This is a genomic window from Streptomyces kunmingensis, assembly GCF_039533535.1.
GTDB classification, from domain to species: Bacteria; Actinomycetota; Actinomycetes; order Streptomycetales; family Streptomycetaceae; genus Streptomyces; species Streptomyces kunmingensis.
Genome location: NZ_BAAATS010000009.1, coordinates 1 through 12,897 on the forward strand (window position 1 = coordinate 1; position 12,897 = coordinate 12,897).

Genomic DNA, 12,897 nt, shown 5'->3' on the forward strand with positions numbered 1-12,897 from the left:
CACCTCGAACGCACCCTCCGCCGCGGCCTGCGGCACATCCAGCTCCGTCCCAACCTGCTCGACGGTTGCCTGACCGAAACCGGGCTCGAGCTGACGCATCATCCGACAACACCCCGACAAGGTCAGTAACTGCGTGACAACCGCGACGCACAACCGCGAACAACCGTGGACGTCAGCGGACCAACGGCGCAGGTGACAGACACCGCGGCCCAAGCACAACGGCCGCCTCAAGTTGCTTCGGGACGAAGCGGGCGCAGAGAAAAGCCGCGTCAGGGTCGGAAGCGGGCAAATCCGTCGGACCGGTCCAGGTGAAACGGTGCGCCGGGACGTGTCGGGTGCCAGCCCTGGGCGAGGGCCGATGTGATGGCGGTGCTGACATCGCTGGGCAGCACCGCGGCGCTCGGCGCTCCGAACCAGTTGCTGGCATGCGGCTGGTTCGTGGTGACGACGAGGGTCGTGCCGGGGTCATCTGCGTGCTGCACTGCGTACGTACACGGCTTGTCACAGAGAGCTTGGTCATACGTGGGCCGGCGGCGCAGGCGCCAGCGGTAAGTCGTGCCGTCGACGACGATGCGTCGTGAACCCTTGCGGCCGATCGCCATGGTGAGCCCCCATCCCTGCACCGGTCGCGATGCTAGCTGGTCAGAGCATGGGGGGAGTCGAGAGTTTCGGGCCGTCCCTGGGTCGGTCCTCAGTGGTCCGCGTTCGGCCCATAGCAGCTCCGGTCCCATACCGGCCCTGACGATAGGTTGGCATGAACCGAGCAACGCACAGAGACCAGGGGGAAGTTCGCGTGAACGAAGACGAAATCCAGCGTGCAGTGGCTCGGGGGATCAGGGACTACGAGAAGTCACGGCCAAAGCCCAAGGGCATCATTGACGAGGCGTCCAGTGCCGCATGCGGCTGCATCGCGCTGTTCGTGGCGGCTCTGGTCGTCATGGGCATAGTCGTGGCGTAACCGCTAGCCCCACCCGTCGGCACGGTCCGCTCGCGCCCGCACAGCACTCAGAAGTGAAGCTGTTGGCACAAGGCCTCTTCCTCGTGCCACAACCGTGCCGGAACGAGCGGGGAGCCACAGGGAACGGCAGGCGCCAGCAGGGTGTGCACCCTACATCCGCCAGAGAGTTCCTTCCGCAGGTCAGCCGCCAAGTCGCCCAACCTCGCTCCTAAAGCGGGTGTCGCAGGTTCGAATCCTGCCGGGGGCACCAGTTCAGAAGGGGGGCCACCTCAGAATTTTCGGAGGTGGCCCCCCTTCTGCATCCAGGCCTGACATCAACGACGGAAGTCACGGACGACCGCGACGCCCCCTGAGCAGTCGGTCCGTGTGGCTCGTTGCCCCGCGCCGGGTGTCCGAACGACGCTCGCTCCACGGTGTGTGGGTCAACGGCGGACGGGATGGTGGCTAAGGTGGGTGGGGTTCGGGTGAGCGTGCTGCTTCTGTCCATGGTCGAGACTCAGGGCAGTCCGCCTAGCTTGTGCGTACACTCGCGCCGACATCTTCCGGTGTGCCGAAGGGGGGCCACATGGAACGCCGATGCGGCATCTGGCTACTCATTGGTGTCGGGCTTCTGGCCATCTCACGTGGACTGCCACGCTTGCTCTCGGCGCCCTTCGCGGTATGCGTGATCTTCGATGTGCTGGGCTTCGTTCTGCTCTTCGCGTCCCTGGTGCTGGGTATCCGCGCTGAAGTCAGGCGCCGGGTCGGCGAAACTGCGGACCCTTCCCGTGCCCGATGGATTGGGAACTCACGGTGACTCGCGCCACGACGGTTTTCGGGATCTCTCGCCGGTCAGGAGTAGAAGCCTCGGCCGTACTCCTCGGGCCCGACAGTGAAGTCGTCCGGACGATCACGGCGAAGCTCGTCGTATCTGACCGCGAACGCGTCGATGGCCTCATGAATCGTGCAGCCCGACGTTTCGCGGATCGTCCTGAGCGCGAACATGATTCGGTGATCGAGGATGTCACGGTCGACGCTCGTCGGCAGTGCGGTCACGGACCCTCCGAAGTGCTGCACCGGACGCACCGTTGCAGGCGGGCGCAGGCCACCAGCGCCCTGCCGTCTTCGGTGAAGTAGAACAGGAAGGTCCATTTCTGATCGGCAGAATCGATCATCCCTCCTCGCATCGGCTGTCCATGCTCTCTCTGATGCGAAGGGCGGCCAGAGCAGCCACGGACACCTCGTCGTCACCGGCCAACAGCTGTTCCAGCGCATGCCGTTCCATGGTCACCCCCGGTGCTCAGTCGCGTCGCCGTCGCCGATCAGGTCCGCCGGGAGATTGGCAACCACCAAGGCGATCGCGTCTTCAGCCGTCGGCGCCTCGCCGAGGCGGCTCCCGTAGCCGGCCGCATGGACGGAGTACGGCGGCTCGCCCAGTACGACGAAGGGCAGGTCGTCGCTGGGTTGCGGCTGAGGCCATGGTGGTGCCTGGCGGAGGAACTTGAGCGTGCCATGCGTGTGAAAAGGGTAGAAGTTGCGCAGTACTGGCTGGGCGTGAGCGGCCGCTGCGACGGGCGGCAGCGTGTCGTCGAACCACCCTCGGGTATGCGGCCTGCGCTCCAGCAGCCACGTCCACGCGGTCTCGACGTCAGGGGCCTCGGGCATGGGCTCATGATCCCGTGTTCGACTGCGGATGGGAAGAGCAACCGTGGGGTGCCCTCAGCAGGGTTCACAGTATGCGACATTGCCAACTCCCATTACTACAGGGACAGTTGAGACAGATAGGTATGTGTTGTACCTGACGGGGGGCAGAGATGAGAGTCACCGTGGCCGTCGACGCCGGGGGCGGGGACGCGGTCGGAGTCTCGGATGATCTGTATCAGTGGCTGCGGCAGGACCCTGATCTGCGCGGGTTCATCCGCCGCGAGGCGGCCGTCGCGCCGCCGGACGGGGCCATGGGCGCGTTGGGGGAGCTGATCACGCTGCTGCTGGCTCCCGGTGGTCCGACGGCGGCTCTGGGAGCGGCCGTCGTGGTGTGGCTCCAGAGTCGCCGGGGGAACCAGACCGTCACCATCACCCTGCCGGACGGTACGCAGGTCGTGGTCGCCTCGGAGAAGGTGCGCGGCCTGACCGCCCAGGGCACCAGCGAGCTGGCCGAGCGGGTCACCGCGGCGCTTCGGCAGGAGCGAACGGAAGCGGGGGCAGGGGGAACGGCACGGGATACGGCGGAGGATGACGGCCGGGTCGGGCCGTCGCGAGAGGTGGGCTGACGGTGTCGTCACGGGGGACGTCTGATTTACCGGGGAAATCGGATCCACCTGGGAGAGCGGATCCACCTGGGAGAGCGGATCTATCAGGGAGAGCGGATCTATCAGGGAGCGGGGCTCCATCCAGGAGGGCTGATCTCACGGGGGCCGGTTGCCACGCGCTGGTGGTCGGGGCAGGCACCCACCCGGGGCAGCAGTTGCCCGCTCTGCCGTCCGCTCTGCGGTCGGCGCGGGACGTCGCCGAGGCGCTGAGCACAGTGTGCGGTATGGGCGACCGGGTCACGCTGCTCACCGACCCGGCGTCGCCGAGCGACGTCCTGGAGGCACTGGCGGCGGCCATCGGCCGGGCCGAGCCCACGGAGGAGCGGTACGAGCGCGGAACCGTTCTGCTCTACTTCGTCGGGCACGGGCTGCGCGGGCCCGGTCAGCAGCTGTACCTGGCGACGGCGACGACCAAGTCCCAGGCCGACATGGCGCACTCCGTCCCCTACACGGAGATCGAGCGCTACCTGAGCGACGCCGCCGCCGACCCCGTCGTGATCCTCGACTGCTGTTTCGCGGGGAAGGCCCGGGAGCCGGGCCGGCAGGCCGCAGCGGACCCGTTCGCCGGTGCGCGGCCCGCCGGCAGTTACCTGCTCGCGTCCGCGATGCCCAACGCATTGGCGTACGCCCCACCGGACGCGCAACACACCCTCTTCAGCGGCCAGTTGCTCAGCCTGCTGCGGGAGGGCGACGCGGGCGGCCCGAAGTGGCTGACGCTGGGCGGCGTCTACCGGCTGCTCGACCAGCGGCTCCAGGGCAGCGCGGCCCGCCCGTACGGCGGTGGCACCGCGCGCATGGGCGAACTGACCCTCGCCGGCAACCGCCGGTACGAGGCACGGCCGGGCCCGGACACCGGGCAGCCCGTGGCCGATGCCCCGGATCCGGATGCCGTCTGCCCCTACCCCGGCATCCTCCCCTTCCTCCCCGAGCACCACCGTCTCTTCTTCGGCCGGGAAAAGCTGACCCGGGACCTGCTGCGACGCGTCGAACGGGCGCGGCCCGGTGAGCCGGTGGTCCTGGTGGGGCCGTCGGGTGTCGGCAAGTCCTCACTGCTGCGGGCCGGACTGAGCGTGGCCGCGGAGCAGGCGGAGCTCGGCCCTGTACGGCTGGTGTCCGCGCCGGGCGGGTGGCCGTTCCGTACGCTCGCCGAGGCGTGGGCGGCGGCCGTGGGCAGGGCGCCCTCCGACGTCGTACGGGATCTGGAACGGGGGCGCTTCAGCCCGCCCGCAGCTACGGGGGCTACGGGAGCTACGGGAGCTGCAGGGGCTACGGGGCTTTCGGCCGGGCGGGCACCGCGGGTCCTCGTCATCGACCAGCTCGAGGAGTACTTCACACTCTGCTCGGACGCGGCCGAACGTGAGCGCTTCGCCGCCGCCCTCACCGCGGGAGCCTCGGAGGAAGGGGACGGCCCGCGTCTCGTCCTGGCGCTGCGCGCCGACTACTACGGCGACGCCCTGAGCGACCCCCGTCTGGCGCCTGTCGTGCGGACGGGTCACTTCGCCGTGCCCGCACTGGGCGACGAGGAGGTCGAGGCGGCGATCGTGGGCCCGGCGGAGTACGCGGGCCTGCGGTGGGAGGAGGGCGTACCGCAGCTCCTGCGACGCGATGTGAACGAGGAGCGGCGCACCGCGGGCGACGCCGCGGCTCTGCCCTTCCTGGCCTACGCCCTGCCGGAGATCTGGCTGCGGCGGCAGGGGACGACGCTCACCTACGCCGGGTACGCCGGTGCCGGAGGCATACGGGGCGCGGTGGCCGGGGCCGCCGACAAGATCTACGACGCTCTCGACGAGACCGGCCGCACGGCCCTGCGGAGCCTCCTGCTGGCCATGGTCCATGTGGCCGACGGCGAGGGGCGGTTGGTACGCCGCCGGGTGCCGCCGGAGGAACTGGCCGGGAGCGAGGACCTGTTGCGCCGGCTCGCGGACGCCCGCCTGGTCGTCGTCGACGAGGAGGGCGGCGCCCAGCTCGGCCACGACTCGCTGCTGCACGCGTGGGGGCGGCTGAGCGGCTGGATCGACGAGGTGCGGGACGACCTGCTGAGACTGCGGCGGCTGACCGCGGCGGCGGAGGGCTGGGACGAGGCGGGACGGAAGCCGAGCGGCCTCTACGAGGGCGACACCCTGGAGGAGGCGAAGAAACTCACGACGGACGACGCCCGGGCGGCCCAGACAACCCAGGCAGCCCGGACAACCCAGATAACCCAGGCAGCCCGGACAACCCAGGCAGGGCAACCGGCGGTCACCACCGGCTCAGCCGCCTCCGCACCGCCGTCACCGATCCGCGTCCCCGTCCCCGTCCCCGTCCCCGTCCCCGTCCGCCAAGTAGTACGGGATTTCGTCGCCGCGAGCGACCACGCGCGTCGGCGTCGACGCTTCGTCACGCGGGCCTGGATCGCCGGTCTTTCGGGCCTGGTCCTGGTGGCCGCGTCGCTCTTCGGGTGGGCGTTCCACGAGAACCGGGAGGCGGCGAGCCGGGAGAAGAGCCTGATCGCCAGGGAGCTGGCCACCCAGGCCGACACCCTGCGCGAACGCGACCCGCAGACCGCGCTCCGGCTCAGCCTGGCGGCGTACCGTACCGCGAAGACCCCGGAGTCCCGCTCCAGCCTGTACACGGCGGCGACGACCGTCACACCGGCCCGTCTCGTCCCGAAGAAGCGGCACCGCAAGCCGGTTCTCAACGTCGCGTTCAGCCCGGACGGCAAGGTCCTGGCCGCGAGTCACCGGGGCGGCCGGGTCCAGTTGTGGGACCTGTCCGAGCCGACCGACCCGGTGGAGGCGGGCCGGTTCACGCTGAGGAGCGGAGCGGTCATCGCCTACCATCCGCGCTCACGGATTCTGGCCGCGCAGTCGGCGGACGAACTGACGCTGTGGGACACCGCGGACCCGCAGAAGCCGCGGCGGATCTCCCTGGTCCGGCTCGCCCACAGTGTGACGTACACGCTGGCGTTCAGCGCGGACGGCCGGACCCTCGCGGCGGGCAGTCAGAAGGGACTGCTGCGGCTGTGGAACGTGAGCGACCCGGCCCGCCCCACACTGCGGACGCATCGGACGATCACCACGGTGGAAGTGATCTCCTTGGCGTTCACCCGCGACGGGCACCACCTGATCACGGGCAACGGCAACACCGAGGCGGAGAGCGGGACCGCACAGGTGCGGCTGTGGGACGTGCGCGATCCGGACCGGCCCGTGCTGCGGGACACGGAGCGGACCGAAACGGTCATGGCGGTCGCGGCCCACCCCCGGCGCGACCTGGTGGTCGCGACCGGTGCGGGGAGAATCGCCTGGTGGGAGGTGGCGGACGGGCGGGAACTGCGGCGTGTGAAGACGAGGCAGTACATGGACCGCTGGGGTTCAACGGATGGCACACCGTCGCTCGCGTTCAGCAAGGACGGCAGATATCTGGCGGGAGCGGACCGCGCCGACGGCGCCAAGCGCGCTGAAACGGACCGCAAGTTGGCGGATCTGGTGGACGGCGGGCCCGGGATCACTCTGCCGACGGGTGAGCCGTCCCAGTCGGTCGCCTACAGCCCGGACAGCCGCTATCTGGCGGCCGGTGAGGTGGGCGGAGAGGTGCGGCTGTGGCCCGACCGGCCCTGGGCGCCCGCGTTCGACGGCGGCATCTACGTCACGCCCCAGGCGGGGACCAGCCCGTTCAGCCCCGACGGTGAGCTGGTCATCGCCACGCAGACGAACGCGGACAGCACCCGCACGAGCAAGGTGTGGGACATCAGCGACCCGGACGCGCCGAAGGTCCGGTACGCCCTGCCGAAGGAGTGGGAGGCGAAGTACTTCCTCACGCGAAGCAGGACACCCGTGTTCCTGGCGCATCACTGGATCAAGGGACTGGATCACATGTTCCAGCTCTGGCAGTTCGACTCCGACGGAGCCTTGAAGAAGAGCCCCGGCATCCGGCTCACCGCCGACGCACCGAGCATCGCCGTGAGTCTCGACGGTCGTCTTCTCGCGCTGGGTTCGCTGGAGGAGCCCGACATCGCGCTGTGGGACATCCGGGATCCGGCGAAGCCCGTACACCGGGGCACGGTCGGAGTGAAGGCGAGCGGCAACCTCATGAGCACCGGAAACCTGTGGTTCGCCGGGGAGCGGTCCCTGGCGACGGTCGAGGACGGGCGGCACATCAGGTTCTGGGACCTCACCGACCCCGCCCGGCCCCGCAAGGGCGGCCGTATCGACGAAGCGGCGACGATGTACGGCGCGATGTACGACGACTCGTCCCAACTGCTCATCACCGAGGCGACGGCGGACAACCTCCAGCTCTGGGACCTCTCCCGGCCCGCGCACCCCGTCAAGGGCGGCCTGCTTCCGGCCGCACCAGGGGGCTACTTCCCCACGCACAACGACGAGTTGGCGGCGGCGCTCCGCGATGGAACCGTCGAGTTCTGGGACGTCACCGACCCCGCTCACCCCCGGAAGAAGCACAACGACCTCGTGCTCGACCGCCAGGTCACGTCGGTCGGTATGACCCCCGACGGCCGCAACGCGGTGACGAGCGAGCCCTACCGCATCTGGTCCGTCGGGAAGGACGGGCGGTGGAACACCCCGCAGGTCGTCACACTGGAGAACGCGGCTGCGATACATGTGCCCCCGGCGAGCTCCCCGCAGGGCCCCCGTTGGCTGGCTGTCGCGGACGACGGCAACTCCGGACTGACAGACGAGAAGACCTACGTGCTCGACTTCGACACAGACCGCCTCTACAAGGCACTCTGCGCGTCGTATTCCATGAGCATCCCCGAAGACCGGTGGAAACAGTTGTTTCCGCACCTGGCCTACCGCACGTCCTGCGGCTGACCTTTCGTTCGGCGTGGGGCGTCCTTATCGTGGGCCGATGACGTCGATCAAGAAGTTCCAGGTCACCTTCGACTGCGCGGAACCCGAGCGCCTCGCCCGGTTCTGGTGCGAGGTGCTGGGGTACGTCGTGCCACCGCCGCCCGAGGGGTTCGGTACGTGGGACGAGTTCAAGCGCGCGCAGCCGCCCGAGGAGCAGGACGCGTGGTTCGCCTGCGTCGATCCCTCGGGTGTGGGGCCTCGGCTGTACTTCCAGCGCGTCCCCGAGGGAAAGGCCGTCAAGAACCGGGTGCATCTCGATGTGCGGGTCGGGACCGGGCTCGTCGGTGAGGAGCGTCTCGCCGCGCTCGAGGCCGAGCGCGCACGGCTGGAGCCGCTCGGGGCGAAGCACGTGCGCACGCTGTACGACGGGAACGACGCGTGTATCCCGATGCTGGACATCGAGGACAACGAGTTCTGTATCGACTGAATCTGCACGGACTGACTCTGCACGGACTGACTCTGCATCGACTGACTCTGCTGTGACTGAGACGTGATCGCCATGACCGAAGCACGCGCGCGGGCCCGTTCCCGTACGCGCACAAAGCCGACGGCCGTGAAGGTGGCGCCCGCCGTCTCCGTGGCGGCCGGCATCGGAGGGCCGGCCCTTGCCGCGCTAGCGAGTTGGAGCAGCCTTCTGCTGGTCGTCCAGGGGCGGGTGGTTCCCGGCTGGGCGGTGAGCGCGGGTCTCCTCGTCGTGGTGCTCGGCCTTCGCCGGTGGGTCTCCCGGGCGGCGGGCGGCCCGGCGGGGCTGTCCGGGCCGCGCGCCGTCCGGGTACGGCGGGGTCAGCGGCTGCTGGTCGCCGTAGCGGTACTCGGCACGGCGTGGGGCGCCGTGGACGACGTGATCTCGGGTGCGGAGTACCACGTACTGCGGCCCGCGGGGCCGGACGGCTGCACGGCCGTGGTGCGGGAGACGTCCTTCCTCGTGATCGGCAACGGCGAGGTGTACGCGGTGGGGCGTACCGGGCTGGCCGTGGGCGCGGCCGGGGCCTGGACGGTCGATGATGGTTACCGGCCCGTCGAGGGTGGGACGTACGCGTTGGTGTGGGGGCCCGACGGCGGATCCCTGCGGGTCGACGGCCGGACCACCGACCCCGTCGTCAGCGGCGGATCGGCGGATGTCGACTGCTGGTGGTGACTCTTCAGTGCCCGGTAGTGCCCGGTAGTGCCCGGTAGTGCCCGGTAGTGCCCGGTAGTGCTCGATGCAATCGCTCAGGTCGCAAGGAGCGGGGTGAGCAGTCCGGCCGGGTCCGTGTTGGCGGGGAGGTCGCTGACCTGGCCGTCGCCGACCTCGATCACCCGCCAGGTGCCGTCCGTACGGCGGCGGGCGAGGTCGGTGGTCACGAAGCGGCAGCCGAGAGCGCGGACCAGCCCTCGCAGGTGGTCGACGTCCGGGCCGGGGTGCAGGTCAGGGGTGTCGGGGTGGGCCTTGATCAGGAGCGGGACCCCGTCCAGCCACCAGACCCGGGCCTCCCCCACCGCCGCGTCGAACGGTTCGAAGGCGCGCAGTACGACGCCGCCCGCGAGGTCGTCCCCCTGGAGTTCGGTGAAGCGGCCCACCACTTCGCGGACCGCCGCCGTGTCGGCCAGGTCGGGGAGGTAGCAGGCCTCGTCCCAGTCGTGCTTGCGGGACTTGACGTAGTCCTTGACGATCCCGGGGCCCGCGGGCAGCGCCGCGGTGAGTTCGGCGAGCGTGGCGGGGGCGGGCGGCTGGTGCGGAGCGCAGGCCGCGTGGGCGCTGGGCGGGGTGACGTCGGTGAAGGTGGCGTACCAGCCGGGGAGTTCGTGTGCCGCCCGGTACATCGGGGCGGTGGTGCGCAGGTGGGTGCCCCGGCGGGCCAGCGCCGCGTCCAGGTCCGCGTAGGTCCGCGCGGGGATCATCCAGCCCCGGTACCAAGCGGCGCCCAGGTCCTGGGGGACCCGGCGTACGGCTTCCTCGGTGTGGCCCGCGAGCAGTGCGTCGTGGTCGATCAGAGCCACCGCGGCGCCGGCCCGGCGGGCCGCGTCGGCTTGCGGCGCGAAGTGCGGGTCACAACGCCGGGGAGCGAGTGGGTCGTTGCACAACAGCAGAGAGGCGGGCACCCGGCCACAGTAGCGACGCGGAAGCCCCGGCGAGGCGGCGGAGCTGCGAGGCAGAGGACCAGCCGGGTGGCCGAGCAGACGGGCGGCGAAGCAGCGAGGCAGAGGACCAGCCGGGTGGCCGAGCAGGTAGGCGGCGGAGCAGCCAGGTGACAGCCGCTCCACCGACACGGAAGCCCGGGGTCACCGGTGTGCCGACACGGAAGCCCGGGGTCACCGGTGTGCCGACAGGCCCCCCGGCCCGCCGAGCCGCGGGCCCCCGCGCCGCATCGCCGTGATCACCGCCGTGACCGTCGCCGTCGCCGCGAGGCTGCCCAGCATGAGCAGCGCCACGCCGACCGCGAAGAGGCCGCTGGAGTCGTCCGACCAGTCGACGTACGCGGCGACGGTCAGGCCCGCCGTCGTGCCGAACACCGTGGCGGCCCGGTGGCCGCGGGAGGCCGCCCAGACCGCCGGGGCCAGCAGGGTCACCACCAGGCCGAGCACCTGCCAGGCCTCGTACGGTCCGGTCGTCGAGCCGTCGGCGTGCACGTCACGGTGCTGGTCCCAGCCGAGCCAGGCGGCCCATGCCGCGGCCGAGATCCCGGCCATGACCAGGACCGGGACGAGCTGGTTGAGGTGGTTCCGGGATCGTTGTTCCATACGCCCAGCGTCGCCGGACGCCCTCCGCCGGCCCAGAGCGCACGTACTCAGATCCACCCGAGTAGGAGTGAGTACTGCCAGGAGTGAGTACCGCCCCGGCCGACCGCCACGTAAGGCCCGGCGACGCGTAAGGCCCGCCGCAGCATATGGCCCGGCGCCGCGTCAGGGCCCGGCAGGGCCCCGCAGCGACCCCACCGTCTTCAGCAGCCGGTCCGCCCGTTCCCGCAGCACCGGATGGGCCAGCACCGTGTTGCGCAGCCCCCGGACCGGGCGCCGCCACAGCCGGTGCGCCGCCGCCACCGGATGCGTACGGCCCGCGAAACCCTCGCAGACGCGCAGCTCACGGGTCTTGAGCCAGTCCTTGTACTCCTTCTCGCCGCGGCCCCAGTCCAGGAGGCGGACGCCCTGGCGGCCTGCCGCCTCGACCATGCGCAGGTGCATCATCAGGCCGGGCGAGTAGTAGCCGTACTCGGGGTCGTAGGCCGTGAACCAGGCCGCGAAGACCGTACGGGACACCGGGCCGAAGTGGGCCGCGACCGGCCGGTCCCCCGCGTAGACGACCGAGAGGACGCCCGTGAAGTGATCTTCGCGGACGTCGAAGAGGTGGTCGACGAGGTCGACTATCCAGGGGCGGGCGAAGCGGTCCATGCGGCCGGTCCTGCGGTACTGGGCCGATTTCCACGCCATGAGCCGGCGCAGCACCCGCGGGTCGCGCTCGTCGTAGACGAAACGCATGTCGCCCACGTTGCGGCTCAGGCGGCGTTCCTTCTTCAAGGTCGTCCTGGCCTGGCCGGGGTAGGTCGCGCGCAGCCATTCCTCGTACGAGTCGTGGCCGCCGTCCTTCAGGTCGAGCACCGGTGAGGCGAACGAACCCGTGACGTAGCGGCCGAAGGGCTTCTGCTCCTCCACGAGGTGGTCGAACTCGAAGACCGAGAGACCGCAGGCCCGCAGCAGTTCCTGTACGTCCCAGCTCACCCCGGGCCTGTGGACCAGTGCCTGGCAGTCCGAGAGGCCGATGCCGATGGCACGGCCCACGCCCAGCGGGCCCGCCTCGTACGGGAAGAAGCCGACCGGCTCGCCCCCCTCGCGCAGGACGGCCACCCGCGCCCGGCCCCGGTGTCTGCCGACCCCGTCCGCGAACTCCGGTGCCAGGAACGGGTTCTGGTAGTCCGGCGACTCGTCCATCGTCTCGTGCCAGGCACCGCGGAGCACGGTACTCAGGTCCTCGGGTCTATAGGTCGTGATTTTCACCGGCGAACGCCCCCCTGTTCCCCCATGGGGCTCAAAGGTCGCGAAACAGTACGCACGCTGTCAAGAGTGCACCAGCCAGGATCAGTTCCGCGTGTCACCGTCGTACGCGGCCCCCATCCCGGCGCCGGGGCGCCCTAAATCCGGGGTGTCCTGGATTGGACCCGGGATGTCCTGGATTGGATCCGGGGTGTCCTGGATCCGGGGTGTCCTGGATCCGGGCGTGGACGTGCATGTCGTGCCAGCCGTCCGTGTGCAGCGCCGAGCTGCGGCGCGTGCCCTCCAGCGGGAAGCCGGCCTTGAGCGCGACCCGGCACGACGCCTCGTTGCGGGTCGAGTGCTCCAGGTCGAGGCGGTGGAAGCCCGCGTCGAGGGCCCAGTCCGTCAGCGCGGCCAGGGCTCTGGGGGCCACACCCCGGCCACGGGCCTGCGGCAGCACCCAGTAGCCGATCTCGGCGCCTCCTTCCATGAGGTCCATGTCGCGCAGGGCGATCCGGCCGAGCGGGGCGCCGTCGGCGGTCCGGGTCACGAACCACTGGGCCGCTTTCTCCCGCCGCCAGCTCTCGTGCGCCTCCTCCACCCAGGCGCGCGCCTCGTCCAGGGACTCCATGCTGCGGGCGTGCCAGTAGCGCAGGGCGGGGTCCTGGAACGCCTCGTGGACGGCCGGGGCATCCCGCAACTCGCAGCTGCGGAGGGTGAGTTCACCGTCGTGCGTGCGCAGGGTCGGCTGCGGGGCCGAAGCGAAGGTGCCCGGCTCGATGGCGTGCGTGATCTCGATCGGCATGATCCGCATCATCGCCGGGACCGGCCACCCACGCACCCGAGATACCGGGACCGG

Annotated in this window: 12 protein-coding genes and 1 pseudogene; 6 read left to right on the forward strand and 7 right to left on the reverse strand. The window is 70.5% G+C overall.

The window, feature by feature from the left end; genetic code table 11:
- A pseudogene (locus ABD366_RS13320) lies at positions 1-129 on the forward strand (IS630 family transposase); the annotation flags it as partial.
- A 140-nt stretch (positions 130-269) separates the two neighbouring features.
- On the opposite strand, the gene ABD366_RS13325 reads toward ABD366_RS13320, so the two are convergent.
- Positions 270-602 carry a hypothetical protein gene (locus ABD366_RS13325; protein ID WP_324776899.1) on the reverse strand — a complete coding sequence of 111 codons (333 nt, stop codon included), beginning with the start codon at positions 600-602 and terminating at the stop codon, positions 270-272.
- A gap of 191 nt (positions 603-793) precedes the next feature.
- On the opposite strand from ABD366_RS13325, the gene ABD366_RS13330 reads away from it, so the two are divergent.
- On the forward strand, positions 794-958 hold the full coding sequence (locus ABD366_RS13330; protein WP_324776901.1) for a hypothetical protein: 165 nt from the start codon (positions 794-796) through the stop codon (positions 956-958).
- Between the two features lie 831 nt (positions 959-1,789).
- Here the strand turns inward: ABD366_RS13330 and ABD366_RS13335 are convergent.
- Both ABD366_RS13335 and ABD366_RS13340 read right to left on the reverse strand, forming a co-directional pair.
- The gene (locus tag ABD366_RS13335) at positions 1,790-1,993 is read right to left on the reverse strand and encodes a hypothetical protein (protein WP_324776903.1); all 204 of its coding nucleotides are present in this window, start codon (positions 1,991-1,993) and stop codon (positions 1,790-1,792) included.
- A 231-nt stretch (positions 1,994-2,224) separates the two neighbouring features.
- Positions 2,225-2,602: a DUF6193 family natural product biosynthesis protein gene (locus ABD366_RS13340; protein WP_324776904.1), complete on the reverse strand. Its 378-nt coding sequence runs from the start codon at positions 2,600-2,602 to the stop codon at positions 2,225-2,227.
- Between the two features lie 149 nt (positions 2,603-2,751).
- Here ABD366_RS13340 and ABD366_RS13345 point away from each other — a divergent pair, with 149 nt between their 5' ends.
- From ABD366_RS13345 to ABD366_RS13360, 4 genes are all read left to right on the forward strand, one after another.
- Complete coding sequence (locus ABD366_RS13345; RefSeq protein ID WP_324776906.1) at positions 2,752-3,207, forward strand: effector-associated constant component EACC1; 456 nt, start codon at positions 2,752-2,754, stop codon at positions 3,205-3,207.
- Positions 3,208-3,368: 161 nt separating this feature from the next.
- Complete coding sequence (locus tag ABD366_RS13350; protein WP_324776908.1) at positions 3,369-8,051, forward strand: caspase, EACC1-associated type; 4,683 nt, start codon at positions 3,369-3,371, stop codon at positions 8,049-8,051.
- 37 nt (positions 8,052-8,088) lie between these two features.
- Entirely contained in the window at positions 8,089-8,517 is a 429-nt protein-coding gene (locus ABD366_RS13355; protein ID WP_324776910.1) for a VOC family protein, read from the forward strand.
- A 72-nt stretch (positions 8,518-8,589) separates the two neighbouring features.
- A complete protein-coding gene (locus ABD366_RS13360; RefSeq protein ID WP_324776912.1) occupies positions 8,590-9,228 on the forward strand; it encodes a hypothetical protein in 639 nt (212 codons plus the stop codon).
- Positions 9,229-9,302: 74 nt separating this feature from the next.
- Here ABD366_RS13360 and ABD366_RS13365 read toward each other — a convergent pair whose 3' ends face one another.
- The 4 genes from ABD366_RS13365 to ABD366_RS13380 form a co-directional block, all read right to left on the reverse strand.
- On the reverse strand, positions 9,303-10,172 hold the full coding sequence (locus ABD366_RS13365) for an ATP-grasp domain-containing protein (RefSeq protein WP_324776914.1): 870 nt from the start codon (positions 10,170-10,172) through the stop codon (positions 9,303-9,305).
- A gap of 210 nt (positions 10,173-10,382) precedes the next feature.
- Positions 10,383-10,811: a hypothetical protein gene (locus ABD366_RS13370; RefSeq protein ID WP_324776917.1), complete on the reverse strand. Its 429-nt coding sequence runs from the start codon at positions 10,809-10,811 to the stop codon at positions 10,383-10,385.
- A 162-nt stretch (positions 10,812-10,973) separates the two neighbouring features.
- Entirely contained in the window at positions 10,974-12,062 is a 1,089-nt protein-coding gene (locus tag ABD366_RS13375) for a GNAT family N-acetyltransferase (RefSeq protein WP_324776919.1), read from the reverse strand.
- Positions 12,063-12,156: 94 nt separating this feature from the next.
- On the reverse strand, positions 12,157-12,843 hold the full coding sequence (locus ABD366_RS13380; protein WP_324776921.1) for a GNAT family N-acetyltransferase: 687 nt from the start codon (positions 12,841-12,843) through the stop codon (positions 12,157-12,159).
- Positions 12,844-12,897 lie beyond the last annotated feature (54 nt).